General features: G+C 59.7%; 20 protein-coding genes and 1 pseudogene. 13 read left to right on the top strand and 8 right to left on the bottom strand.

Annotation, left to right across the window (positions count from 1 at the left end):
- Positions 1-90: 90 nt before the first annotated feature.
- Both GIR22_RS00170 and GIR22_RS00165 read left to right on the top strand, forming a co-directional pair.
- Positions 91-1,584, top strand: a complete 1,494-nt coding sequence (locus GIR22_RS00170) for an aldehyde dehydrogenase (protein WP_154741344.1) — start codon at positions 91-93, stop codon at positions 1,582-1,584.
- Between the two features lie 163 nt (positions 1,585-1,747).
- Positions 1,748-2,890 carry an MFS transporter gene (locus tag GIR22_RS00165; protein ID WP_154741343.1) on the top strand — a complete coding sequence of 381 codons (1,143 nt, stop codon included), beginning with the start codon at positions 1,748-1,750 and terminating at the stop codon, positions 2,888-2,890.
- On the opposite strand, the gene GIR22_RS00160 is transcribed toward GIR22_RS00165, so the two are convergent.
- Entirely contained in the window at positions 2,887-4,446 is a 1,560-nt protein-coding gene (locus tag GIR22_RS00160; protein ID WP_154741342.1) for a phospholipase D family protein, read from the bottom strand. The genes GIR22_RS00165 and GIR22_RS00160 overlap by 4 nt on opposite strands.
- Positions 4,447-4,508: 62 nt before the next feature.
- On the bottom strand, positions 4,509-5,942 hold the full coding sequence (locus GIR22_RS00155; protein WP_154741341.1) for an aminotransferase-like domain-containing protein: 1,434 nt from the start codon (positions 5,940-5,942) through the stop codon (positions 4,509-4,511).
- 165 nt (positions 5,943-6,107) lie between these two features.
- On the opposite strand from GIR22_RS00155, the gene GIR22_RS00150 reads away from it, so the two are divergent.
- A complete protein-coding gene (locus GIR22_RS00150; protein ID WP_154741340.1) occupies positions 6,108-6,344 on the top strand; it encodes a DUF1127 domain-containing protein in 237 nt (78 codons plus the stop codon).
- A 1-nt stretch (position 6,345) separates the two neighbouring features.
- Here GIR22_RS00150 and GIR22_RS00145 read toward each other — a convergent pair whose 3' ends face one another.
- Positions 6,346-7,638: an NAD(P)/FAD-dependent oxidoreductase gene (locus GIR22_RS00145; RefSeq protein WP_154741339.1), complete on the bottom strand. Its 1,293-nt coding sequence runs from the start codon at positions 7,636-7,638 to the stop codon at positions 6,346-6,348.
- Between the two features lie 115 nt (positions 7,639-7,753).
- Between GIR22_RS00145 and GIR22_RS00140 the strand changes: the two genes are divergently transcribed.
- Positions 7,754-8,107 (top strand): YkgJ family cysteine cluster protein, encoded by a 354-nt coding sequence (locus GIR22_RS00140; protein WP_154741338.1) that lies wholly within the window; start codon positions 7,754-7,756, stop codon positions 8,105-8,107.
- A gap of 23 nt (positions 8,108-8,130) precedes the next feature.
- On the opposite strand, the gene GIR22_RS00135 is transcribed toward GIR22_RS00140, so the two are convergent.
- Positions 8,131-8,619 carry an Lrp/AsnC ligand binding domain-containing protein gene (locus GIR22_RS00135; protein WP_154741337.1) on the bottom strand — a complete coding sequence of 163 codons (489 nt, stop codon included), beginning with the start codon at positions 8,617-8,619 and terminating at the stop codon, positions 8,131-8,133.
- Between the two features lie 156 nt (positions 8,620-8,775).
- Between GIR22_RS00135 and dadA the strand changes: the two genes are divergently transcribed.
- The 6 genes from dadA to GIR22_RS00105 all read left to right on the top strand — a co-directional run bounded on the left by dadA (position 8,776) and on the right by GIR22_RS00105 (position 14,872).
- On the top strand, positions 8,776-10,077 hold the full coding sequence (gene dadA, locus GIR22_RS00130) for a D-amino acid dehydrogenase (RefSeq protein ID WP_154741336.1): 1,302 nt from the start codon (positions 8,776-8,778) through the stop codon (positions 10,075-10,077).
- Positions 10,049-10,402, top strand: coding sequence for a RidA family protein (locus GIR22_RS00125; protein ID WP_154741335.1), 354 nt, complete (start codon positions 10,049-10,051; stop codon positions 10,400-10,402). The genes dadA and GIR22_RS00125 overlap by 29 nt, the downstream gene beginning before the upstream one ends.
- A 78-nt stretch (positions 10,403-10,480) precedes the next feature.
- Entirely contained in the window at positions 10,481-11,554 is a 1,074-nt protein-coding gene (gene alr, locus GIR22_RS00120; RefSeq protein WP_154741334.1) for an alanine racemase, read from the top strand.
- 116 nt (positions 11,555-11,670) lie between these two features.
- Positions 11,671-12,219 (top strand): cupin domain-containing protein, encoded by a 549-nt coding sequence (locus GIR22_RS00115; RefSeq protein ID WP_154741333.1) that lies wholly within the window; start codon positions 11,671-11,673, stop codon positions 12,217-12,219.
- A gap of 182 nt (positions 12,220-12,401) precedes the next feature.
- Complete coding sequence (locus tag GIR22_RS00110; protein WP_154741560.1) at positions 12,402-12,812, top strand: c-type cytochrome; 411 nt, start codon at positions 12,402-12,404, stop codon at positions 12,810-12,812.
- Between the two features lie 137 nt (positions 12,813-12,949).
- Positions 12,950-14,872 carry an acetyl-CoA hydrolase/transferase C-terminal domain-containing protein gene (locus GIR22_RS00105; protein ID WP_154741332.1) on the top strand — a complete coding sequence of 641 codons (1,923 nt, stop codon included), beginning with the start codon at positions 12,950-12,952 and terminating at the stop codon, positions 14,870-14,872.
- A gap of 62 nt (positions 14,873-14,934) precedes the next feature.
- Here GIR22_RS00105 and GIR22_RS00100 read toward each other — a convergent pair whose 3' ends face one another.
- Positions 14,935-15,507: a xanthine phosphoribosyltransferase gene (locus tag GIR22_RS00100; RefSeq protein WP_178122000.1), complete on the bottom strand. Its 573-nt coding sequence runs from the start codon at positions 15,505-15,507 to the stop codon at positions 14,935-14,937.
- A 57-nt stretch (positions 15,508-15,564) separates the two neighbouring features.
- The gene (rep, locus tag GIR22_RS00095; RefSeq protein ID WP_154741331.1) at positions 15,565-17,574 is read right to left on the bottom strand and encodes a DNA helicase Rep; all 2,010 of its coding nucleotides are present in this window, start codon (positions 17,572-17,574) and stop codon (positions 15,565-15,567) included.
- 267 nt (positions 17,575-17,841) lie between these two features.
- Here rep and GIR22_RS00090 point away from each other — a divergent pair, with 267 nt between their 5' ends.
- Entirely contained in the window at positions 17,842-19,521 is a 1,680-nt protein-coding gene (locus GIR22_RS00090) for a putative bifunctional diguanylate cyclase/phosphodiesterase (protein WP_154741330.1), read from the top strand.
- Here the strand turns inward: GIR22_RS00090 and GIR22_RS00085 are convergent.
- Entirely contained in the window at positions 19,518-20,930 is a 1,413-nt protein-coding gene (locus GIR22_RS00085) for a NorM family multidrug efflux MATE transporter (protein ID WP_154741329.1), read from the bottom strand. The two genes, GIR22_RS00090 and GIR22_RS00085, sit on opposite strands and share 4 nt — an antisense overlap.
- 152 nt (positions 20,931-21,082) lie before the next feature.
- On the opposite strand from GIR22_RS00085, the gene GIR22_RS00080 reads away from it, so the two are divergent.
- On the top strand, positions 21,083-22,003 hold the full coding sequence (locus GIR22_RS00080) for a LysR substrate-binding domain-containing protein (RefSeq protein WP_154741328.1): 921 nt from the start codon (positions 21,083-21,085) through the stop codon (positions 22,001-22,003).
- A 187-nt stretch (positions 22,004-22,190) separates the two neighbouring features.
- A complete protein-coding gene (locus GIR22_RS00075; RefSeq protein WP_154741327.1) occupies positions 22,191-24,167 on the top strand; it encodes a methyl-accepting chemotaxis protein in 1,977 nt (658 codons plus the stop codon).
- A 3-nt stretch (positions 24,168-24,170) separates the two neighbouring features.
- On the opposite strand, the pseudogene GIR22_RS00070 reads toward GIR22_RS00075, so the two are convergent.
- Positions 24,171-24,761: pseudogene (locus GIR22_RS00070) on the bottom strand (ATP-binding protein); the annotation flags it as partial.
- Positions 24,762-24,774: the final 13 nt, after the last annotated feature.

Here is a 24,774-nt window from a genome sequence, read left to right as displayed (position 1 = left end):
GCCGAACAGATGGCTGGCCGGGCAAGAATTCTTTGAAGGTGCCTGAGTACTCACCAGGTCCTTTGTATTCAATAAGTGGAGGACACTCGCATGACCACCCTGACCCGTGCCGATTGGGAGCAACGCGCCAAGGATCTGAAGATCGAAGGCCGCGCCTACATCAATGGCGAATACACCGGCGCTGTCTCCGGTGACACTTTCGAGTGCATCAGCCCGGTGGATGGCCGCCTGCTGAGCACTGTTGCCAGCTGTGATGTCGCGGATGCCCAGCGCGCTGTTGAAAATGCCCGTGCCACCTTCAATTCAGGCGTCTGGTCGCGTTTGGCGCCGAGCAAGCGCAAAGCCACCATGATCCGTTTTGCCGCACTGCTCAAGGCCAATGCCGAAGAGTTGGCGTTGCTGGAAACCCTGGACATGGGCAAGCCCATCAGCGATTCCCTGAACATCGATATTCCCGGCGCCGCGCAAGCCCTGAGTTGGAGCGGCGAGGCTATCGACAAGATCTACGATGAAGTCGCCGCCACTCCCCATGACCAATTGGGTCTGGTGACCCGTGAGCCGGTCGGCGTAGTCGGCGCCATCGTGCCGTGGAACTTCCCGCTGATGATGGCCTGCTGGAAACTCGGGCCGGCGCTGTCTACCGGCAACTCAGTGATCCTCAAACCGTCTGAAAAATCGCCGCTGACGGCCATCCGTATCGCGGCGCTGGCGGTTGAAGCCGGCATTCCGAAAGGCGTACTCAACGTGCTGCCGGGCTACGGCCACACCGTGGGCAATGCCTTGGCGGTGCATATGGATGTCGATACGCTGGTGTTTACCGGCTCCACCAAAATCGCCAAGCAACTGCTGATCCGCTCCGGCGAATCGAACATGAAGCGCGTCTGGCTGGAAGCCGGCGGCAAGAGCCCGAACATCGTGTTTGCCGATGCGCCGGACTTGCAGGCTGCTGCCGAGTCCGCCGCCGGTGCCATTGCCTTCAACCAGGGCGAAGTCTGCACCGCCGGTTCGCGCCTGCTGGTGGAGCGCTCGATCAAGGATACATTCCTGCCGCTGGTGATCGAGGCCCTCAAGGGCTGGAAACCGGGCAACCCACTGGACCCGGCCACCAATGTCGGTGCCCTGGTGGACACTCAGCAGATGAACACTGTGCTCTCCTACATTGAGGCCGGGCATGTCGATGGCGCCAAGCTGGTGGCCGGTGGCAAGCGTACGTTGCAGGAGACTGGCGGTACCTATGTCGAGCCTACGATTTTCGACGGCGTAACTAACGCCATGCGGATCGCCCAGGAAGAAATCTTCGGCCCAGTGCTGTCGGTGATTGCCTTCGACAGCGTGGAAGAAGCCATCGAGATTGCCAACGACACCCAATACGGCCTTGCCGCTGCGATATGGACGTCCAACATCTCCAAGGCTCACCTGACTGCCAAGGCGCTGCGCGCTGGTAGTGTGTGGGTCAATCAATACGATGGTGGCGACATGACCGCCCCGTTTGGTGGTTTCAAGCAATCGGGTAATGGCCGCGACAAGTCGTTGCACGCCTTCGACAAGTACACCGAGCTGAAGGCGACCTGGATCAAGTTGTAAGCCACAACTGCGATCCCCTGTAGGAGCGGGCTTGCTCGCGATGGACTTGAACGATGATGCGGGCATTCTGAATGCATGCGGCGCTCTCAAGTTTTTCGTGAGCAAGCTCGCTCCTACAGTTCGTTTGCGGTCCTGAAAAATAATGATCCACAGGAGTGTGGGAATGCGTTGGGCGACTTACTTCGCTGTTCTGGCCTCGGTATTGAGTGTCGGGCTTGCGCTGGGTGTGAGTATGCCGCTGGTGTCCCTGCGTCTGGAAAGCTGGGGCTACGGCAGCTTTGCCATTGGTGTAATGGCTGCCATGCCAGCCTTCGGCGTATTGCTGGGCGCCAAGGTCTCCAGTCGGTTGGCTTCGCGTCTGGGCACGGCGAACCTGATGCGTTTGTGCCTATGGGCGGGGGCGATTTCCATCGGCTTGTTGGCGGTGCTTCCCAGCTATCCGGTGTGGCTGCTGTTGCGGCTGATGATCGGGGTCATTCTCACCATCGTGTTTATCCTTGGCGAAAGTTGGATCAATCAGCTTGTAATAGAGCGGTGGCGCGGGCGGCTGGTGGCACTGTATGGCAGCAGTTATGCCTTGAGCCAACTGTCGGGGCCGTTGTTGCTGGGTGCGCTGGGCACTGACAACGACGCTGGTTTCTGGGTCGGCGTGGGGTTGCTGATCTTTTCGCCGCTATTGCTGCTGGGCCGTTCTGGCGCGCCGTCGGCTGACTCCTTCAGCGTGACCTTTGGCGATTTGCTGCGCTTCTGTCGAGGTTTGCCGGCGATCGCCTGGGCGGTCGCTTTGTTCGCTGCCTTCGAAGCCATGATTCTTACGCTTTTGCCGGTGTATTGCCTGCAACAAGGCTTCACTGCCGAAATTGCCCTGGCCATGGTCAGTACCGTGGTAGTGGGCGATGCGCTGTTGCAACTGCCCATCGGTGCGCTGGCGGACTACCTGCCCCGGCGAACCCTGTTTCTGGGCTGTGCGCTGATGTTGCTGGCGTCGAGCCTGGCGGTTCCATTGCTGATGGATACGCTGCTGATCTGGCCAGTGTGGGTGCTGTTCGGCGCCAGTGCCGGTGGCTTGTTCACCTTGTCGTTGATCTTGATCGGCGAGCGCTATCGTGACGATGCGTTGGTGCGCGCCAACGCGCACATTGCTCAGTTGTGGGGAATTGGCTGCTTGATCGGGCCACTGGTGGCCGGTGCCGGTAGCCAGTGGGTCAGCGGGCACGCCTTACCGTTGTTGATGGCAGCGGGAGCTTTGGGGTTGGTGGTGTTGTTGCTGCGCCAGGGTGCGTTTGGCGTAACCCAGCCGGCCTAAAGCATGCGTTCCAGGCCCACGGTGGTGGCAAACCAGGCATTGAACCTGCGCCACCACGTTCCCGGTTCCCGGGTCAGCGTGTGCAGTTGGCCGTTATCTTCCGTCACCCACACTACCTGGCCATCCTGCAGTTTCGCCTGATAACTCAAGGCTGGGGCCATACCTTCCAACGCCAGCTTGCGCACGTGCTCCGCCAACTCCGGACTGTCCACCAGAACCCCGACTTCGGTGTTCCATAGCACTGAGCGAGGGTCGAAGTTGAATGAGCCGATAAACGATTTTTTTCTGTCAAAGACTATCGCTTTGCTGTGCAGGCTGGAGTCCGAGCCTAGCAGCGAGCCGCGACTAAACAGGTGTGGCCCGCTGCCGCTTCCCGGCTGGCGGCGCAACTCATAGAGTTTCACACCGTGCTCCAGCAAGTCCTTGCGATAAGGTGCATAGCCGCCATGGACCGCCGGCACGTCGGTGGCTTCCAGGGCGTTGGTCAGCAGGCTCACCGACACTCCGGCGTCAGCGCGACCGGTGAGGTACACCAGGCCAGATCGCCCAGGCACAAAGTAAGCTGAAATCATCATCAACTCATGACTGACATCTTTCAGTTCCGGCGCCAATTGGGTGGTCAGCAGCAGGTGTGGATCGGGATCGGCCTTGGACAGGACTTTGCTTGGCGCGTCCCATAGCACCTGGTTCCAGGCCCAGATCAATTCTCGGCGCCAGATGTCCATGCGTGGTCGGGTTTTATAAGCGCTCAAGCGGTTGTACAGGACATGGTTTTGCTGGCGAGATTCGGCGAGGGAGTTTTCCAGATGCAGGCGGGCGGTAGCCAAGTCGCCTTTGGATGGCGCGCTGGAGATGAATTCGCCAATGGGTTTACTCAGGGCGCTGTTCCAATATTGATCGAAACTGTGTCCCAACTGCTCGGCCACAGGGCCCACGCTGAGCATGTCGATATCGGTGAAGTTGAGGTTGGGTTCGGCATCGAAATATTCATCCCCCAGATTGCGTCCGCCGACGATGGCCACGCTGTTGTCCGCCAGCCACAATTTGTTATGCATGCGCCGGTGTTGCTGCGACAGGTTGAGCAGACGGCCCATGGCGCGGGTTGCGCCGGTGCTACGGCCCAGGTGCAGCGGGTTGAACAGGCGAATCTGGATCTGCGGATGGGTGGCGAGGGTGGCGATGATCTGGTCCAGGCCGCCGCTGGTAGTGTCGTCCAGCAGGATGCGCACGCGCACGCCACGGTCGGCAGCCTTGAGCAGTTCGTCCACCAGCATCCGCGTGCTGATGCCGTCGTGGACGATGTAGTACTGCAAATCAAGGCTGCCCTGAGCGTTGCGGATCAGTTCGGCGCGGGCCATGAAAGCTTCGCTGCTGTTGGGCAGCAGGCGAAAACCGGAGCGACCTTGATAAGGCGCGGCCTGGGCCTGGATCGAGCGGCCGAAGGCGGAGTCTCTGGCCGGTATTGCATCGCTTGGAATGCGCGGTACATCCATAGTGCTACAGCCGCCCAAGGCCAGGACCCCTAACAGGAAAAACGGTAAAAGCCGTTGGTTCATCAAGGATGTTGGTTCCGAATCAGGGCGGTTGTCGACATATGACGGGTATTTTTCGCGAAAGGTCAGTCCAGGCCCTGATCGGTTTCGGCCAACAGCTTGATAGCGGCTGCACCCACCTTGCGCACCGCGTCTTCAATCTGCGGTGTTGGCTTGGCAGCGTAGTTCATCCGCAGGCAATTACGGTACTTGCCGGAGGCGGAAAAGATGCTGCCCACGGCAATCTGTACACCTTGCTCGACCAATACTCGATTGAGCTTCAACGTGTCGAAGCCCTCGGGCAGCTCCACCCACAACATAAAGCTGCCTTGAGGACGGCTGGCGCGGGTACCTGCAGGGAAATAACGGCTGACCCAATCAAGCATCAGGTCGCGATTACGCTGGTATTGGGTACGCATTCGCCGCAAATGGGGCTCGAAATGGCCGTTCTTGAGAAATTCGGCAATGGCAATCTGTGGCTGGGTGGCTGTGGCGCCGGTGCTGATGTATTTCATGTGCAGTACCCGTTCCAGGTAACGGCCGGGTGCCACCCAGCCAATCCGCAGGCCAGGTGCCAGGGTTTTCGAGAAGGAACTGCAGAGCAGGACGCGGCCATCTTCGTCGAAGGATTTGATGGTGCGTGGTCGTGGGTAGCTGTAGGCAAGTTCGCCATACACGTCATCTTCGATGACGGCCACGTCGAAGCGTTGGGCCAGGGTCAGCAGCGCTCGTTTGCGCGACTCCGGCATGATGTAGCCTAAGGGGTTGTTGCAGTTGGGGGTCAATTGGATGACCTTGATCGGCCACTGCTCCAGAGCCAGCTCCAGGGCCTCAAGGCTGATGCCGGTCAGTGGGTCAGTGGGGATTTCCAGGGCTTTCATGCCCAGGCCCTTGAGGGTCTGCATGGCACCATGAAAGCTCGGCGAATCCACCGCGACGATGTCACCGGGCTCGCAAATGGCGTGGATGCTGGCAGACAGTGCTTCATGACAGCCGGTAGTGATCACCAGGTCCTGAGGTCCCAACTGGCAGCCTGAGTCCAACATCAAGCGAGCAATCTGCTCGCGCAACTCCAGGCTTCCGAAGATGGTGTCGTAATACAGGCCAGGCATGTCCTGGCGGCGGCTGATCCGGGCGAGGCTGCGCAGCAGGGGCTTCATGGTCGGTGACAGTACATCCGGCATGCCCCGGCCCAACTGTATGACGTCTTTGCGTGGTTCCGCGCGGATCAGTTCCAGCACTTGGTCCCACTGCGAAATTTCCACTGGCCGCTGGGCTGGACGGCCTACTGCTGGCAGCGCCGGCAACTCACGCCCCACCGGCACAAAATAACCGGATTTTGGCTTGGGCATCGCCAGCCCGTTGTCTTCCAGCAACCGATAGGCCTGCTGCACGGTGCTCAGGCTGACCCCATGTTCAACGCTCAAGGCCCGCACTGAAGGTAATCGGTCGCCGGGGCGATAGAAGCCTTGCTCGATGCGGGTACCCAGCAGTTCGGCGAGATTTACATAGAGAGTCATGGTGGGTATTCCCTTGTGACCAGTACAGATAGACCGAAAATACAGGATTCAGTGTCAGATAAGCAGTATCTGTATGGATTTAATACATGGCTGTTGAATCTGTCATGGTTTTTGCGAGCCGCTCATCCTATGCACTCATGGCAACAGGCAAGTGAGGGCAGGAAGATGAGCGGTTTGAGCGATGTGCGGCTGGTATTACACAGTCAGGAACTGGTGGCGGGGCAGGACAGGGAGATGTCGGCGCGCAGTACGCCCTGCGGACTCAGCCGATGGGCCTTGTTCTGGCACCGCCGTCACACGCGTAAAGCCTTGCTGGAGTTGACGCCTGCACAACTGCGCGATATCGGCCTGAGCGCCGGGCAGGCGCATCAGGAAGGGATGAAACCCTTCTGGCGCAGCTGATTCAGCGCAGCTCTTTCAACCGGTGCCACAACATCCCCAGCGCCAACAGCGGCGAGCGCAAATGCTTGCCTCCCGGGAAGGTGATATGTGGCACCTTGGCAAACAGGTCGAAGCGTCCCGTCTGCTGGCCACTGATGGCTTCGGCCAGCAGCTTGCCTGCCAAGTGGGTCGCGTTGAGCCCATGGCCGGCATAGGCCTGGGCGAAATACACATTCGGCTGATCTGTCAGTCGGCCGATCTGCGGCAAACGGTTGGCGCCGATACCGATCATACCGCCCCACTGGTAGTCGATTTTCACGTTGGCCAGTTGCGGGAATACGTGCAACATCTTCGGCTGCATATAAGCGCCGATATCCTTCGGATCACGCCCGGAATAATGACAAGCGCCGCCGAACAGCAGGCGGCGGTCGGCTGAAAGCCGAAAGTAATCCACCGTGACCCGCTGATCACACACTGCCATGTTTTGCGGCAACAACTCGGTGGCCTGCGCTTCGCTCAAGGGCTCGGTGGCGATGATGTAACTACCGGCAGGGAGTACCTTGCCACTCAAGTGCAGGTTGAGGCCGTTCAAATAGGCATTACAGCCCAGCACCAGGGTAGTGGCGCGCACGCAGCCCCAGGCTGTATGGACTTTGACTTCGGGGCCATAGTCGATGCTCAGCGCCTCGGATTGCTCGAACAGCTTAACCCCCATCTGTTGAGCGGCTGCGGCTTCTCCCAGGGCCAGGTTCAGGGGGTGCAGGTGCCCCGAGCCCATGTCGATCATGCCGCCGGCGTAGCGGTCGGAACCGATCACGCTGTGCATCTGCGAAGCCTCCAGTAGGCGCAGTTCATGGCGGTAACCCAGGCTGCGCAGTTCTTCCGCATCGGCGGTGAGGCCTTCGAGGTCGCGGGGTTTGTTTGCCAGGTCGCAGTAGCCCCAGGTCAGGTCGCAGGGAATCTGTGAGGATTCGACTCGCTGGCGCACGATCTCCACTGCTTCGAGCCCCATGAGCTTCATTTCTCGCACGCCGTCGGTACCGATGACATTGGCGAACTGATCAAGGCCATGGCCGACACCACGGATCAATTGCCCGCCATTGCGTCCGCTGGCGCCCCAGCCGATCTTGTGCGCTTCCAGCAGCACCACGCTGAAGCCGCGCTCGGCCAGCTCCAGTGCCGTATTGAGTCCGGAAAACCCACCACCGACCACGCACACATCGGCCATCACTTCTCCTGTCAGCACCGGATAATCGGGTTGTGGCAGGCTGCTGGCGGCATAGTAGGAGTCGGTGTGCCGGGCGCTGGCGGTCATGGGGATCATCCGTGTTTGGAAAATTTGACGCAGGATACAACGCTCGGGCGAAGCTGTCTCACCGGGGGCTTTTAGGGCAAAATTCACACCTATTCGCCGTTTGGTGTGTGTTTCGATGAGTTGCAACAGTCAGAAAATCAGCGCGCTGCGTCGGCAGATCCCCTCGTTCGAGTGTGTTCCGGGTTGCCATGATTGCTGTGGGCCGGTGACCACCTCACCTGAGGAAATGTCGCGCCTGCCCCGCAAAACTGCTGCTGAGCAGGAAGCGGCCATGGACGAACTGAACTGTGTGCACCTGGGGCCCAACGGTTGCACCGTCTACGATGAACGACCGTTGATTTGCCGATTGTTCGGCACCACGCCGACTTTACCGTGCCCCAATGGCCGTCGCCCGGTGGAGTTGATCCATCCTCGGGTGGAGAAACAGATTCATGAATACATGGCGACGACGCGGCAAGTGCTGGTCTGACAATTACTCCCGGTCTGTAGAGCTTAATCGGGGACGGGCAGGTTCAAGCTCTCCTTCACCTCTTCCATCACGATATAGCTCTTGGACTCCCTGACGTGGGGCAGCTTGAGCAGGATGTCGCCCAGCAGTTTGCGATACGAAGCCATCTCGGATATCCGCGCTTTGACCAGATAATCGAAATCCCCCGACACCAAATGGCACTCCAGCACATGGGGCAGTTTCAGCACGGCCCGTCGGAACTCTTCAAAAGTGTCTCCGGATTTGTAGTCGAGGCTGATCTCGACGAACACCAGCAGGCTGGCTTTCAAGTGTTGCGGATTGAGCCGGGCGTTGTAGCCCATGATGATTCCCTCGCGCTCCAGGCGTCGGACCCGCTCGGTGCACGGTGTTGTCGACAATCCGACCTTTTCGCCCAGCTCCGTGAAGGACATTCGCCCGTCCGCTTGCAGGATGCGCAGGATGTTGCGGTCGATCTTGTCCAGGTCCCGCTTGGTCTGGGTGTTGGTACGCATAGGGGATGCGCCTCCGTTAAAAAGGTTTTTACCAAGAATTCTCGCCAAATATAGGCAGTTATATAGTGAAATGCACTGGAGATTGCTTTTTATACTGCACTCATCTGTGTACGGAACAACAAACGTCAGCGATTAAGCTGTGGTGAGGGTATAAAAATGCGCGTATTGGTCTTGGGTAGCGGTGTCATTGGTGTGACCAGTGCCTACTATTTGGCACGGGCCGGTTTCGAGGTGGTCGTGGTCGACCGTCAGCCGGCTGCCGCCATGGAGACCAGCTTCGCCAACGCCGGGCAGATCTCGCCCGGTTATGCCTCGCCGTGGGCTGCACCGGGGGTCCCGCTCAAGGCCATTAAATGGCTGCTGCAGCGCCACGCGCCGCTGGCGATCAAAGCCACTGCCGATATCGGCCAATACCTGTGGATGGCGCAGATGCTGCGCAACTGCACGGCTAATCGGTATGCGGTGAACAAGGAGCGCATGGTCCGCCTGTCCGAATACAGCCGTGACTGCCTCGACGAATTGCGCGCCGAAACCGGCATTGCCTACGAAGGCCGTAGCCTGGGAACTACCCAACTGTTCCGCACCCAGGCCCAACTCGACGGCGCGGCCAAGGATATTGCAATACTGAAAGAGTCCGGTGTGCCGTTCGAACTGTTGGACCGTGCCGGTATTGCCAGGGTTGAACCGGCCCTGTCCAGTGTTACCGATATCCTGGCCGGTGCCTTGCGCTTGCCTAATGACCAGACCGGCGACTGTCAGATGTTCACCACCCGTCTTGTTGAAATGGCCAGGCAGTTGGGCGTCGAATTTCGTTTCGAGCAGGACATTCAGCGCCTGGACTACGCCGGTGACCGCATCGATGGCGTGTGGATCGACGGCAAGCTGGAAACCGCTGACCGCTATGTCCTGGCCCTGGGCAGTTATTCGCCACAACTGCTCAAGCCGCTGGGGATCAAGGCACCGGTGTACCCGCTCAAGGGTTACTCAATGACGATACCCGTCACCAACCCGGCAATGGCACCGAGCTCGACCATTCTCGACGAAACCTACAAGGTGGCGATCACCCGTTTCGACAACCGCATCCGGGTTGGCGGTATGGCTGAAATAGCGGGTTTTGACCTGTCTCTGAAGCCGCAAAGACGTGAAACCCTGGAGATGGTCGTCAACGACCTTTATCCTCAGGGCGGTGACCTGAGCCAAGCCAGTTTCTGGACCGGCCTGCGTCCCGCCACGCCGGATGGTACGCCGATTGTCGGTGCCACGGCGTTCAAAAATCTGTTCTTGAACACAGGCCACGGCACTCTCGGCTGGACCATGGCCTGCGGCTCTGGTCGCTTGCTGGCGGACCTGATAGCTTCGATAAAACCGCAAATCAGTGCCGATGGTCTCGATATTTCCCGTTACGGCAATCACCAGGAGTTCGCAAAATATGTCAATCCAGCGCCAGCTCACCAATGAGCGCATGAGCCAGATCGTTGTTCACAGCGGTACCGTGTATCTGGCAGGGCAAGTCGGCGACGACATGAGTGCCGGGATTGAGCAGCAGACCCGTGAAACCCTGTTCAATATCGAGCGTTTGCTGGACCTGGCCGGTACCGACAAAAATAAGCTACTGTCGGTGACGATCTACCTGAAAGACATCGACGCCGATTTTGCCGGTATGAACGCGGTGTGGGACAAGTGGCTGCCAAAAGGTGTTTCCCCGGCCCGTGCCACGGTGGAGGCGAAACTCTGCGAACCGGAAATCCTGGTTGAGCTGTCGGTTGTGGCCGCTCTTCCATAAGTGAGTGTCCGGTCTCGGTGCCGACGACTGTCAGTCGATGCCGGTTTTTTTTCTCTTGCTGCCTAGAAGCCTGCCCCCATGCGCCCAGCCCGTGCCCTGATCGACCTTGAAGCCCTGCGTCACAACTATCAACTGGCCCGAGAGGTCACGGGGGCCAAGGCCCTCGCCGTGGTCAAGGCCGACGCCTATGGGCATGGCGCCGTGCGTGTTGCCCAGGCGTTGGAAGCGCAGGCCAGTGGGTTTGCCGTGGCCTGCATCGAGGAAGGGCTGGAACTGCGGGCTGCCGGGATCCATGCACCGGTGCTGTTGCTTGAAGGTTTCTTCGAGGCCGATGAGCTGGCGTTGATCGTCGAACATGACTTCTGGTGCGTAGTGCACTCGTTGTGGCAACTGGAGGCGATTGAGCAGGCTCGCTTGAGCAAGCCGCTGACCGTGTGGCTCAAGCTGGATTCGGGCATGCACAGGGTTGGCCTGCACCCCAAGGATTTTCAGGCGGCATACCAGCGCCTGCTGGCCAGCGGCAAAGTGGCCAAGATTGTCTTGATGAGCCACTTCGCACGTGCCGATGAGCTGGACTGTGTTCGCAGCGATGAACAAGTGGCTGTGTTCGAAGCGGCCCGTCAAGGCCTGTCGGCCGAGGTCAGCCTGCGCAACTCGCCGTCGGTGCTGGGCTGGCCGAAGGTCTCCAGTGACTGGGTACGCCCAGGCATCATGCTGTATGGCGCGACGCCGTTTGGTGAAGACCAGGCGATCGCCGCACGTTTGCAGCCGGTGATGACCCTGGAATCGAAAGTCATCTGCGTACGCGAACTGCCGGCTGGCGAGCCGGTGGGCTATGGCGCCAGGTTCGTCACTGCGAAACCGATGCGCATCGGTGTGGTCGCCATGGGTTATGCCGACGGCTACCCACGCCACGCACCTACCGGCACGCCGGTGCTGGTGGCGGGGCAGCGCAGCCAATTGTTGGGGCGTGTGTCGATGGACATGCTGTGCGTCGACCTGACCGAGGTGCCTCAAGCCGGGCTCGGTTCCACAGTTGAGCTGTGGGGCAAAAACATCCTCGCCAGTACTGTTGCCACTGCTGCCGATACCATCCCCTATCAGATATTCTGCAACCTGCGGCGAGTGCCGCGGCTCTATTCCGGCGCTTAGCTGCCGGCCACGAATGGGGCAGGCCAGGATTTAGGTCAAAGTGTTGTAAATACTGAACGCTGTCGCCATGATAACGCTCAATTTCCTTACGACCTGAATCCTAGGAGGCTCCTGCATTGGACGTCGGCGAACGACTGCAATCCATCCGTAAACTGAAAGGTCTTTCCCAGCGTGAGCTTGCCAAGCGCGCGGGTGTCACCAACAGCACTATTTCGATGATCGAAAAAAACAGTGTCAGCCCTTCCATCAGTTCCTTGCGAAAGGTGCTGGGTGGCATTCCCATGTCCATGGTCGAGTTCTTCTCCGAGGAGATCCTCCAGGAAAAACCGACCCAGATCGTCTATAAAGCCAATGAGCTGATCGACATCTCTGACGGTGCGGTGACCATGAAGCTGGTGGGGCGTGCTCATCCGAGCCGTGCGATTGCATTTCTCAATGAGATTTACCCGCCAGGCGCCGACACGGGTGACGAAATGCTCACCCATGAAGGCGAGGAAACCGGGATTCTGCTGGAGGGCCGGTTGGAGTTGGTGGTCGGTCTTGAAATTTTTGTGCTCGAAGCCGGCGACAGCTACTACTTTGAAAGTACCAAGCCGCACCGTTTTCGCAACCCGTTCGATGTGCCTGCGCGACTGATCAGCGCAGCCACGCCCGCGAACTTTTAAGAAGAGAGGCGTCCTGCCTGCCAGGCAGAGGTGTCCGATGCAGTATACCGCCGTGATGAATCTCCCCTTGGACAATAGGGTTGTTTCAGCGAGGCGGGCTAACCGTTATACTTTCGCCGCCTGCGAAACCGTGGCCGCAGGCGTGAATAGCCACCATTGAGGGTGAACGCGTGAACCTAATTATGAAAATGCTGGCTGCACCAGCAACCGTACTGGCCCTTTGGGCTGTCAGCGCTCAAGCTGCGACTAACGATGAGATTGCCAAGCGCCTGGAGCCTGTCGGCCAGGTCTGCGTCCAGGGGCAAGAGTGCAAGGGCATGGAAGTTGCCGTGGCGGCAGGCGGCGGCGGCGCGAAAACACCCGATGACGTGATTGCCAAACACTGCAACGCTTGCCACGGCACCGGCCTGTTGGGCGCACCGAAAATTGGTGACACCGCCGCCTGGAAAGAGCGCGCTGACCACCAGGGCGGCCTCGACGGGATCCTGGCCAAGGCTATCACCGGCATCAACGCCATGCCGCCGAAGGGAACTTGCTCCGATTGCTCGGATGACGAACTCAAGGCTGCTATCGAGAAGATGTCTGGGTTGTAATTGACCGATCTTCGCTAAAAAAGCCGTTTATCAGCGGCTTTTTTGTACTCGCGATTTATCTTCCAAGGCTGTTCATTGCAGCAAAGACCCGGCAAGCTCGGTCCAACCCTAATTCATGGAATGTTCGGGAGGGTCGGATGGTGCAGTTGTGTTCAATCGAACAAGCGATTGATGACGTCCTGGCGCGGTTGCCGGCGCATATTCATATGGGCATGCCACTGGGCCTGGGCAAGCCCAACCGGTTTGCCAATGCGCTGTATCGACGCATTGCCACGCTGCCGGATCGAACGCTGACGGTCTACACCGCCTTGAGTCTCGGTCGCCCGACTATGGGGGATGGTTTGCAGAAGCGCTTTCTTGAGCCCTTTATCGAACGGGTCTTTGGTGATTACCCCGAGCTGGATTTTCTGGCCGACCTGCACAAGGACAGCCTGCCGGCCAACGTGCGCATCGAACAATTCTTCCTGCAGCCCGGTAGCTTGCTCAACAGCACGCTGGCGCAGCAAGACTATGTCAGCAGCAACTACAGCCACGCCGCCCGGGACATCAACGCTGCGGGCCTGAACCTGGTGGCGCAACTGGTGGCCAGCAGTAGCAAACATCCGGATCGCCTGAGCTTGAGCTGCAACCCCGACATCACCCTCGACCTGTTGCCGATGATCGCCAAGCGGCGCGAGGCCGGTGAGACCATCCTGGTGGTCGGCCAGGTTCACAGTGACTTGCCTTATATGCCTGGCGATGCCGAGTTGGGTATGGATGAGTTCGACTTTCTGATCGATGAAAAGGACAGCACCACGCTGTTCTCTACGCCAAATATGCCGGTGGGGTTTCAGGACCACTTTATCGGCCTGCACGCCAGTACCCTGGTACGCGATGGCGGCACGTTGCAGATTGGCATTGGCTCCATGGGCGATGCGTTGACTGCAGCGTTACTGGCGCGCCAGGCGGATACCGAGGCCTACAGGTTGTTGCTGACGGATCTGGATGTGTATCAATGGGCGCCCCTGATCAGCCGGGAAGGCGGGGTTGAACCCTTCGTCCGGGGCCTTTATGGCTGCAGTGAGATGTTCGTCAATGGCTTGCTGGTGCTGGCGGATGCGGGGATTGTCCGGCGCAAGGTTTACCCGGACGTGGCGACTCAGCAGCAGGCTAACGCCGGCACCCTGGACGAGGCGGCACAGCCCGACGGGATCTCGGTACACGGCGGTTTCTTCTTGGGCCCGCGCAGTTTTTACGAGCGGTTGCGGGATTTGCCCCAGGCCAAGCGCCTGGAGTTCAACATGACCCGTATCAGCTACATCAACGAACTGTATGGGCAGGAAGAGCTCAAGCGCTTGCAGCGCATTGATGCACGATTCATCAACAGTGCCTTTACCGTGACCTTGTTGGGCGCTGGCGTGGCGGACCAGTTGGAAGACGGACGAGTGCTCAGTGGCGTGGGCGGTCAATATAACTTTGTCGTACAAGGCCACACCCTGGAAGGTGCGCGCTCGATCCTGATCCTGCGCAGTTGGCGCGAATCGGCCGGGGAGGTCAGTTCCAATATCGTCTGGGAATATGGTCATTGCACCATTCCCCGGCACCTGCGGGACATCGTGATCACCGAATACGGTATCGCCGACTTGCGCGGGCAGACCGACGCCAGAGTGATCGAGCGGCTGTTGAATATCACCGATTCACGGTTTCAGGCTGAACTGATTGAAAAGGCACAAAAGGCCGGTAAGTTGCCGAAGGATTTTCAACTGGACCTGCGCTTTACCGACAACACGCCGCAGCGCTTGCTGGCGATCCAGGCCCGGCATCCGCGGCTGTTCCCGGAATATCCACTGGGTTGTGACTTCACTGATGAAGAGCGGGATTTGTTACGGGCGCTGAATTGGCTCAAGAGCAAGTTCAAGCTGACGGAGATTCTGGAGCTGGGCAAGGCGGCGCTGGATGCACCGGAGCCTGCGGCGTTTCCCCTGCATTTGGAGCGGATGGGATTGGCGAAGCCGGAGGGGTTGAAAGAAGATTTGTACCAGCGGTTATTGCTCACCGGCCTACAGGCGACCGCGCACTGATGGGCACTCACGCTTGATGATCGTTCCCACGCGCGTGGGAACGATCCTCTTGGGGGTGGCGATTACTCGATGAAGGTTACGACGCCGCCCGCCAGCGACTTCACCCGCGCCAGTGATTCAACCCGGTAACCCTGGGAGTCCAACTCCGCACGGCCACCCTGGAACGACTTCTCGATCACAATCCCGAGACCTGCGACGGTGGCGCCTGCCTGCTTGATGATCGAGATCAGCGCCTGGGATGCCTTACCGTTGGCCAGGAAGTCATCAATGATCAGCACGCGGTCGCTGCTGGTCAGGTGGCGCGGGGAAATCGCCACGGTGCTTTCCACTTTTTTGGTGAACGAATACACCGTCGCCGACAGCAGGTTTTCGGTCAGGGTCAGGGATTGTTGCTTGCGGGCAAAGATCACCGGCACACCGAGGTTCAGGCCGGTCATGATCGCTGGCGCGATACCCGAGGCTTCGATGGTGACGATCTTGGTGATGCCCGAGTCCTTGAACAAGGCAGCAAATTCGTCGCCGATCAGCTTCATCAGGGCCGGGTCGATCTGGTGGTTCAAAAAGGCGTCGACCTTGAGTACGTGATCGGAAAGCACGATGCCTTCTTCGCGAATTTTGTTATGCAGTGCTTCCACGAAAGCTTCCTCAATTAGCGCCTTGTGCGCCGAAAGTAGATTAAAAAATAGTCGATTCTAGCGCTTTAACATCGCGCGTATATCCGCCAGGGCGGTATTGCCGCGTACGGCTTTGACTTCGGTCGGTGTGTCGTCGTTGCCTTCCCAGGCCAGGTCGTCCGGCGGCAGCTCATCGAGGAATCGGCTGGGAGCACAATCGATGATCTCGCCGTACTGCTTGCGCTTGGCGGCAAAGGTGAAGGCCAGGGTCTGACGTGCTCGGGTAATCCCCACGTAGGCCAAGCGCCGTTCCTCTTCGATAGTGTCGGCTTCGATGCTGGAACGGTGGGGGAGGATCTCTTCTTCCATGCCCATGATGAACACGTAGGGAAACTCCAGGCCCTTGGAGGCATGCAAGGTCATCATCTGCACGCCTTCGGCGCCGTCTTCCTCTTCCTGCTGGCGTTCCAGCATGTCCCGCAGGACCAGCTTGCCGATGGCGTCCTCGACGGTCATTTCGCCGTCTTCGTCTTTCTCCAGGGTGTTCTTCAGCGCTTCGATCAGGAACCACACGTTACCCATGCGGTAATCGGCGGCCTTGTCGCTGGAGCTGTTGGTGCGCAGCCAGTTCTCATAGTCGATGTCCATGACCATGCTGCGCAGGGCGCTGATCGGGTCTTCGCCGGAGCACTGCTCGCGCACTTTGTCCATGAAGCGTTTGAAGCGTGACAGGCGATCGGTGAAGCGCGTGTCCAGATGCTCACCCAGGCCGATTTCGTCGGTAGCGGCGTACATCGAGATTTTGCGTTCGGTGGCGTAGTTGCCAAGCTTTTCCAGGGTCGTCGAACCGATTTCCCTGCGTGGGACGTTGATTACCCGCAAGAAGGCGTTGTCGTCATCGGGGTTCACGATCAACCGGAAGTAAGCCATCAGGTCTTTCACTTCCTGACGTCCGAAAAAGCTGTTGCCGCCCGACAGGCGATAAGGAATCTGGTGGTGCTGCAGCTTCAGCTCGATCAGCTTGGCCTGGTAGTTGCCGCGATACAGGATCGCGAAGTCGCTGTATGGCCGGTCGGTGCGCAGGTGCAGGGTCAGCAGTTCGACGGCCACCCGCTCGGCTTCGGCGTCTTCGTTGCGGCAGCGGATCACACGGATTTCATCGCCGTGCCCCATCTCGCTCCACAGTTGTTTTTCAAACTCATGGGGGTTGTTGGAAATCAGCACGTTGGCGCAACGCAGGATACGGCTGGTGGAGCGGTAGTTCTGCTCCAGCATCACCACCTTCAGGGACGGGTAGTCGACCTTGAGCAGCATCAGGTTTTCCGGGCGGGCGCCGCGCCAGGCGTAGATCGACTGGTCATCGTCGCCCACCACGGTGAACTGGTTGCGGGTGCCGATCAGCAGTTTCACCAGCAGGTATTGGCTGGCGTTGGTGTCCTGGTATTCGTCCACCAGCAGGTAGCGAACCTTGTTCTGCCACTTTTCGAGGATGTCGGCGTGTTCCTGGAACAGCTTTACCGGCTGCAGGATCAGGTCGTCGAAGTCCACCGCATTGAACGCCTTGAGGGTGCGCTGATAGTGGGTATAGACGATGGCGGCAGTCTGTTCCTTGGGGTTGCGTGCGTTTTCCAGGGCTTCGGGCGGCAGGATCAGGTCGTTTTTCCAGGCGCCGATCATGTTCTTGATCTCGTCGACGCCGTCGTCACCTGCATATTCCTTTTGCATGATGTCGGTCATCAAGGCCTTGACGTCGGTCTCGTCAAAGATCGAGAAGCCCGGCTTGTAGCCCAGGTGCGCATGTTCCTTGCGGATGATGTTCAAGCCCAGGTTGTGGAAGGTGCACACGGTGAGGCCACGGCCTTCGCCACCCTTGAGCAGGGTGCCGACGCGCTCTTTCATTTCCCGCGCCGCCTTGTTGGTAAAGGTCATGGCGACGATGTATTGGGCGCGGATGCCGCAGTTCTGGATCAAGTGCGCGATCTTTCGGGTGATCACGCTGGTCTTGCCGGAGCCTGCGCCGGCGAGCACCAATAGAGGGCCGCCGACGTAGTTCACGGCTTCTTGCTGCCGGGGATTGAGTCGGGACATACGAAAATTCAGGGGTCATTGATCAAAAGGGCGGGCATTTTAACAGGCTGGCAAGATTCTGCCGCCTCTGAACGACAGTGTGACGTACCACTCGTTCTAAATTTGCCGGTTTTGTTACTTTGCCGCAGGATATACGAGGTATTTGGGCTATTGTTCGATCTGTAGCCCCACCGCGCTGTATCTGATAACCAATATCATTGGTCATTGTCAGGTCGGACGTCATAATGCCCGCCGCCAATAAATTTTTGCAGAGTCTAGGGAGCTAGCTTGTCTACGCCTGTCGAACCCTTGCGTTTGCTGCTACTGGCTGATGAGCCAGCCTGGGCAGCGTTATTGCGCGAGTGCCTGGCGCCGATGGGAGATGCTGCTGTCCTGGTCAGCGCGCCAAACTGGGAGTCTGTGAGCAGTCTGTTCGATGACGATCACAATGCCGTGCTGTTGACCCAGCCCGGTCTTCAACCCGGCCCCGGCCGTTGTAGCTTGCCAACCGTTTTACTGCTGGAACAGGAGCCGCTGGTTGCACCACTTGGCGTCAGCGACTGGCTGATTCGCAGTGCATTGGATATTGATACATTGCGCCGCTGCCTGCGGCATGTCCGCGAGCGGGGTTTACTGGAAAACACCCTGCAACGCCTGGCCGAACAGGATCCGCTGACCGGTATCGCCAACCGCCAGGGTTTCCAGACCTTGCTCGCTGCGCGCCTGGCCGAAAACGAAGGCAGCGGCCTGGCCCTTGGGCACCTGGACCTGGATAACTTCCGCCATGCCAACGATGCCCTTGGCCACCAGGCGGGCGACCGGCTGATCCTGCAAGTGGTCTCGCGACTCAAGAGCCAATTGGAGGCTGGGGACCAACTGGCGCGCCTGGGCAGCGACGAATTTGCCTTGTTGATCGACACCCGCCGAGCGCCCCAGCGCGCCGAATGGATGGCCGAACGCATTACCGAGGCCATGGCTGAGCCTTATTGGGTCGATGGCGAAAGCTTGTTGATCGGCTGCAGCCTTGGTGTAGCCCACGCCCGGGCCAAGGCCGGCGCCGACCCACTGATGTGGCACGCCCATATCGCCATGCAGCAGGCCAAAAGCACTCAAGGCTGCACCTTTCATATCTTCAACGAACGCATCAACCCCAATGCTCGCAGCCTCGCGGACCTGGAAAGCGAACTGCGCCGAGCATTGCGTCGCGACGAGCTGGAACTGCATTACCAGCCGCGGCTGGACCTGGACGATGGGCATATCGTCGGCCTGGAAGCCCTGGTGCGCTGGCGCCATGGCGAGCGTGGGCTGCTGCCGCCCAGCGAGTTCGTGCCCCTGGCCGAGCAGAGCGGTTTGATCGTGCCGCTGGGTTACTGGGTCATCTCCCGAGCCCTGCGGGACATGCAAGCTCTGCGCGAGCGCGGCCTGGCGCCGCTGCACATGGCGGTCAACCTGTCGTTCCGCCAGTTCCAGGACAGCCAATTGCTGACCACCCTCAGTCGGTTGATTGCCGAGCGTGGTGTGGAGGCGCAATGGCTGGAATTCGAATTGACGGAAACCGCGGTGATGCGTCGCAGCGACCTGGTCAAACAGACCATGGACGCCCTCGGCCGCCTGGGCGTGCGCTTCTCCCTGGATGATTTTGGCACCGGGTTTTCGTCGTTCGTGCACCTCAACAGCCTGCCGATTGCCTTGCTGAAGATCGACAAAAGCTTCGTCGGCGGCATGGAAGAGCGTGAAGAGAACCGAAAACTGGTGCACGCCATGATCAACCTGGCCCACAACCTCAACCTGGAAGTCGTGGCAGAGGGGGTGGAGACGCCGGAGCAATTGGCGTTGCTGCGGTTGTTCGGCTGCGATCAGGCCCAGGGGTATCTGATCAGCAAGCCGTTGCCCTTGGCGGAACTGGTGGAATACCTGACGTCTGGCGGGAATCAGGATGCCTTGTCGGGTCAGGTGCAGCCGCTCTAGTCCGCCTGTACAGCCTGAAACGCATCGCGTGTTTCAGGCTCCGTGCCTTCGCGCCGAATCATTCGCTTCATCTTCGCTTCAAACGCCCATGTCAGGCTCACTGCCGCGCACGCCAGGCCCAGGGCCAACCCCCACCAGACACCGGTCGGCCCCCAGCCCAGGGTAAAGGCCATCAACCAGGCTGCTGGCGCACCGATCAGCCAGTAGCAGCCCAGCCCCACCAGGAACGTGGTCTTGGCATCCTTGAGTCCGCGAATACAGCCCATGGCGATGGTTTGCACGCCGTCGAACAACTCGAACCAGGCTGCCACTGCCAGCAGGCTGACCGCCAGGCTGATGACGTCGCGAAACGCTGGGTCGTTCTGGTCGAGGAACAGCCCGATCAACTGATTCGACAGCAGCCAGAACATCATGGCAAACCCCAGCATCACCACCGCGCCAAAGACGATCCCGACTCGCCCGGCCATGCGTGCATCGAGCAATTGCCCAGCGCCGTAATGCTGGCCGATGCGCATGGTGATCGCGTAGGACAACCCCGCGGGCACCATGAATGCCACCGAGACTATTTGCAGGGCGATCTGGTGCGCCGCCAACTGCGTGCTGCCCATGGTGCCCATGCACAGCGCCGCAAAGGCAAACAGCCCGACTTCTACCGCATAGGTACCGCCAATCGGCAGGCCCAGGCGCCACAGTTCCCGCAGGTATTGGCGGTTGGGTCGCGACAGGCCCTTGCGCAGTGGATAAGCGTCATAGGCGCGGTTGTGCCGGATATACCACAACAGCGTCAGGGCCATGCCGTTGGCGACAACGGCAGTCACCAGGCCGATGCCCATCAGCCCCATTTTTGGCAGGCCGAACATACCTTCGATCAAGGCATGGTTGAGCAGATAATTGAGTACGGTGCCGCCCAGGCTGATGACCATTACCGGTGTCGCCTTGCCGATGGCACTGGTGAAGCCGCGCAAGGCCATGAACGTCAGGTAGCCGGGCAGGGCGAATGGCAGGATCATCAGGAACTGGCCGGCTGAGTGCACATTGGTTTCGGTCTGGCCGAACATCAACAGCACCGGCTTGAGGTTCCACAACAGCAAGCCGGCCACCAGTGCCATCAGCCACGCCAGCCAGAGCCCGGCCTGGGTCAGCCGGGTGGCCCCTTCGATATCCCCGGCGCCCTGGCGGATAGAGACCAGCGTGCCGACGGCGGCGATCACGCCGATGCAGAAAATCGACACGAACAAATAACTCGCCGCCCCCAGGCCGCCGCCGGCCAAGGCTTCAGGGCTCAGGCGGGCCATCATCAGGGTGTCGGTCAGAACCATCAGCATGTGGGCCAACTGTGAGGCAATCAATGGCCCTGCCAGCCGCAGAATGGCCCAGAGTTCGCTACGTACCGGATGCCGCATGATCATCACGCTCAAAAAGTCGGGGAGTGGGGGAAGGGTTGATTCTCGGTGCTCTCAGCACTTTACACAAAGGGATAAAAGCGATCGTTAGCATGATTAAAACTCATGCTTGATGGATTCTGGTAGGGTTTTGATATTGCGCTGTCGGAGCTTTCTCAATGTCTCGTCGCCTTCCTCCGCTTTATGCCCTGCGCGCCTTTGAGGCCGCGTCCCGGCACAACTCCTTCACCCGTGCGGCTGAGGAGCTGTCCATCACCCAAAGCGCGGTCAGCCGGCACATTCGCACCCTGGAGGAGCATTTTGCCTGCCGCCTGTTCCAACGCCGCGGCCGTACCTTGCAGCTCACAGAGGCCGCGCGGTTGTTGCTGCCCGGCGTGCGCGAAGGCTTTGCTGCCCTGGAGCGTGCCTGCCATACCTTGAATGCCGAAGATGACATCCTGCGCATGAAGGCACCGTCCACCTTGACCATGCGCTGGTTACTGGCGCGGCTCAGCCGGTTCCGGCATTTGCAGCCAGGCAATGAAGTGCAGTTGACCAGCGCCTGGATGAGCATTGATGAAGTGGACTTCAACCAGGAGCCTTTCGACTGCGCGGTATTGCTCAGCAATGGCCATTTTCCGCCGGATTGGGAGGCGATCTACCTGTTCCCGGAGCTGCTGATTCCAGTGGGCGCGCCGAATCTGCTGAATGATGGGCCCTGGGATACAGATCGGTTGGCGTCTACTGAGCTGCTGCATCCGACCCCCGATCGTCGCGACTGGCGTAACTGGCTGGAGCGTATGGGATTGTCGTCCCAGGTGTCGCTCAAGGGCGGGCAGGTGTTCGACACTCTGGAGTTGGGCATGATCGCCGCCGCCCGGGGTTACGGCGTGTCCATGGGGGACTTGCTGATGGTGGCCGAAGACGTGGCCCAGGGCCGGTTGAGCCTGCCCTGGCCTACCGCCGTGGCCAGCGGGGAAAATTATTACCTGGTGTGGCCGAAAACCCGCCCCGGAGGCGAGCGTTTGCGCCGGCTTGCGGACTTCCTTCAGGGCGAGGTCCAGGCCATGGAACTGCCCCAGGTCGAGCGACTCGACTGAATCGATGCAGCTCCCGCGAACCATGGGTTTGGGTGATTCCCTGTGAATCACTCAAGTATTGCCCGAGGCCGCCGAAGTAGGGAGGTCGGAGCTGCCATTGTGCGGCGGCTCAGCGTGCCCACTATTAGAAATTTCGCCGAGTGCGCTACGAGATCAGGATGATCCGGTTCCTCGGTCAGGAGCTGTCATGTCTGAACCTCGTGCCCGGATTGCCTCCCAATTGGGTCTTGCCTTAGCGGTTATATTGGCTGTCGTCATCAGCGGCAGTACGGTCTTTGCCTTGCGCTCGCTGGACTCCGCCAACCTCGACACCCGGGAAGAACACCTGGCCAGCGAGGCGCGGCTGCTGGCCGACCAGCTCAATACATTCCACAGTACCTTGCGTGAGAGCACCCATCGCTTGAGCGGGTTGTTTGAAAAGCGCTTCGGTGCCGGGTTGAGCGTGCGCCCCGAGGAACCGGTGAGCGTGGCGGGGATACCGACGCCGAGCCTGTACCTGGGCTCCGCGGTGCTCAACAACAATTTCGACGAAGTCGACAACTTCAAGCAAATGTCCGGCGGCGTGGCGACGGTGTTCGTGCGCAGCGGCGAAGACTTTATTCGCATCAGCACTTCCCTGACCAAACAGGATGGCAGCCGCGCCATCGGTACGGTCCTGGACCGCCAGGGTCCGGCTTATCAGCGCCTGCTCACTGGGCAAAGTTATATCGGTCGAGCAGTGCTGTTCGAACGTTCCTATATGACTCAATACAGTCCGGTACGTGATGCCGCTGGCAAAGTCATTGCGGTGCTGTTTATCGGCTTCGACTACACCGATGCGCAGAATGCCCAGTTTGATAATCTCAAGCGTTTTCGTATTGGCCAGACCGGCTCTCTCGCCTTGCTGGACGAGCAGAAACACTGGCTGGTGCCGCCGGCCGGCGTGCAGGCACTTGATCAGGCGATCCCGGCGTTGCTCGACTTGGCCAAGACCCCAGGCAAGGGGCGTTTCTGGCGCGATAAGGAGGAAGATTTCTATAGCGTTTCGGTACCTTTTGAAGGCGGGCCGTGGTCGGTGGTGGCGAGCATGCCGAAAGCCGAAATCCGTGCGGTGACCTGGTCGGTGGGTTTGCGTCTGGTCATTGGTAGTGTGCTGGCAATGTTGCTGGCCGTGGGCGCGACGGTCTGGCTGCTACGCAGCAAGTTGCAGCCGTTGGGCGACCTGGTACGGCAGGCGCAAGCGCTGGGTGCTGGTGATTTGAGCGCGCGCTTGAATGTGTCCAGCCATGACGAGATCGGTCAGTTGGCCAGCAGCTTCAACCAGATGGGTGAAGCGCTGTCGACCATGGTCTCGCATATCCGCAAGGCGGCCGAAGAGGTCAACAGCCGTGCCCAGGCGTTGTCGGGCCTGTCCGGTGGTGCTGATGAAGGCATGGAGCAACAGTCCGGCGAGATCACCAGCATGGCCGGCGCGGTGGAAGAGTTCAGCGCCACGTCCTTGAATATTGCCGACAATATGGGCAACACCGAGCGCTTGGCCCAAGACAACGCCCAGCAAACCCGGATTGGTCGTACTTCGATGCAAGAGGCGTCGTCGTCCCTGGAGCATATCGCCACGGCGCTGAACAGCACGGCAGTCGTGATCAATACGTTGGGGCAGCGCTCCCAGGAAATTGGTGGGATTGTCGGGGTGATCACCTCGATTGCCGAGCAGACCAACTTGTTGGCGCTCAACGCCGCGATCGAGGCGGCACGGGCTGGCGAGCAGGGCCGGGGCTTTGCGGTGGTGGCCGATGAAGTGCGCAACCTGGCATCGCGCACCCGCCAGGCCACGGACGAGATTTCCGGAATGATCCAGAGCATTCAGCAGGAAACCGGTAATGCCATCAGCACCATGGAACAAGGCAATGTGTTGATGCAGGAAGGCCTGTCGCGCAATGCTGATGTAGCGTCGGCGCTGGCACGGATCGATGAGCAAAGCCGCTCGGCCGGCCAGCAGTTTGCGGCGATCACCACCGCGACCCAGGAGCAAAGCAGTACCGCTACCTTGCTTAGCAGCAATTTGCAGAGCATTGCCCTGGCCAACAGCGAGCAGCGCGAAGTGGTGTCGAACCTGGCCATTACCGCCAAGGAACTGGAGACGCTGGCGGCAGGCCTGCGGCATGAGGTGGATCGGTTTCGCTGAGGCTTAACCGACGGTTGCAGGTCGATACTGCAAGGCTTCTGCCAGATGGTGGCGACTGATCCCACTCACCTGCTCCAGATCTGCCAAGGTGCGGGCGACCTTCAATAGCCGGTGGGCCGCCCGTAGCGAGAGCGTCAGCCGTTCGCAGGCGGTCTCCAGCCAACCTTCATCGACCTTCGTCAGGGTGCAGTGCTCGCGTAGCCCCGGCAGGTTTAGAAAGGCGTTGGCACAGCCTTGGCGTTGTTGCTGCCGCTCGCGGGCGTGGGCAACGAGGATGGAAGCGCTGGCCGTGTCGTCGCCTGCTTGCGGGCGCGGGTTGAGCGCGGTGCTTTCCCGCGCGACGGTCACGTGAAGGTCAATCCGATCGAGTAATGGCCCGGAGAGTTTGTTGCGATAACGCTGGATCTGTTCCGGTGTGCAGCGGCAGCGCCCGCTCGGCTCGCCCAGATAACCGCAAGGGCAAGGGTTCATCGCGGCCACCAGTTGAAAGCGTGCCGGAAAGCTCACCCGGTCACGGGCGCGGGAAATCACGATATGCCCTGACTCCAGCGGCTCGCGCAGTACCTCCAGCACCTTGCGATCAAACTCTGGCATTAGACTGATGGGC

Origin of the sequence: Pseudomonas karstica (assembly GCF_009707515.1) — a bacterium.
GTDB lineage: Bacteria > Pseudomonadota > Gammaproteobacteria > Pseudomonadales > Pseudomonadaceae > Aquipseudomonas > Aquipseudomonas karstica.
This window is presented reverse-complemented; position numbering and strand designations above follow the sequence as displayed.

Coding starts and splice junctions, on each gene's coding strand:
- GIR22_RS00170 (WP_154741344.1), top strand. CDS start 91: ATGACCACCCTGACCCGTGCCGATTGGGAGCAACGCGCCAAGGATCTG.
- GIR22_RS00075 (WP_154741327.1), top strand. CDS start 22,191: ATGTCTGAACCTCGTGCCCGGATTGCCTCCCAATTGGGTCTTGCCTTA.
- GIR22_RS00080 (WP_154741328.1), top strand. CDS start 21,083: ATGTCTCGTCGCCTTCCTCCGCTTTATGCCCTGCGCGCCTTTGAGGCC.
- alr (WP_154741334.1), top strand. CDS start 10,481: ATGCGCCCAGCCCGTGCCCTGATCGACCTTGAAGCCCTGCGTCACAAC.
- dadA (WP_154741336.1), top strand. CDS start 8,776: ATGCGCGTATTGGTCTTGGGTAGCGGTGTCATTGGTGTGACCAGTGCC.
- GIR22_RS00155 (WP_154741341.1), bottom strand. CDS start 5,942: ATGACTCTCTATGTAAATCTCGCCGAACTGCTGGGTACCCGCATCGAG.
- GIR22_RS00125 (WP_154741335.1), top strand. CDS start 10,049: ATGTCAATCCAGCGCCAGCTCACCAATGAGCGCATGAGCCAGATCGTT.
- GIR22_RS00140 (WP_154741338.1), top strand. CDS start 7,754: ATGAGTTGCAACAGTCAGAAAATCAGCGCGCTGCGTCGGCAGATCCCC.
- rep (WP_154741331.1), bottom strand. CDS start 17,574: ATGTCCCGACTCAATCCCCGGCAGCAAGAAGCCGTGAACTACGTCGGC.
- GIR22_RS00105 (WP_154741332.1), top strand. CDS start 12,950: ATGGTGCAGTTGTGTTCAATCGAACAAGCGATTGATGACGTCCTGGCG.
- GIR22_RS00165 (WP_154741343.1), top strand. CDS start 1,748: ATGCGTTGGGCGACTTACTTCGCTGTTCTGGCCTCGGTATTGAGTGTC.
- GIR22_RS00135 (WP_154741337.1), bottom strand. CDS start 8,619: ATGCGTACCAACACCCAGACCAAGCGGGACCTGGACAAGATCGACCGC.
- GIR22_RS00085 (WP_154741329.1), bottom strand. CDS start 20,930: ATGATCATGCGGCATCCGGTACGTAGCGAACTCTGGGCCATTCTGCGG.
- GIR22_RS00160 (WP_154741342.1), bottom strand. CDS start 4,446: ATGAACCAACGGCTTTTACCGTTTTTCCTGTTAGGGGTCCTGGCCTTG.
- GIR22_RS00145 (WP_154741339.1), bottom strand. CDS start 7,638: ATGACCGCCAGCGCCCGGCACACCGACTCCTACTATGCCGCCAGCAGC.
- GIR22_RS00110 (WP_154741560.1), top strand. CDS start 12,402: ATGAAAATGCTGGCTGCACCAGCAACCGTACTGGCCCTTTGGGCTGTC.
- GIR22_RS00150 (WP_154741340.1), top strand. CDS start 6,108: ATGAGCGGTTTGAGCGATGTGCGGCTGGTATTACACAGTCAGGAACTG.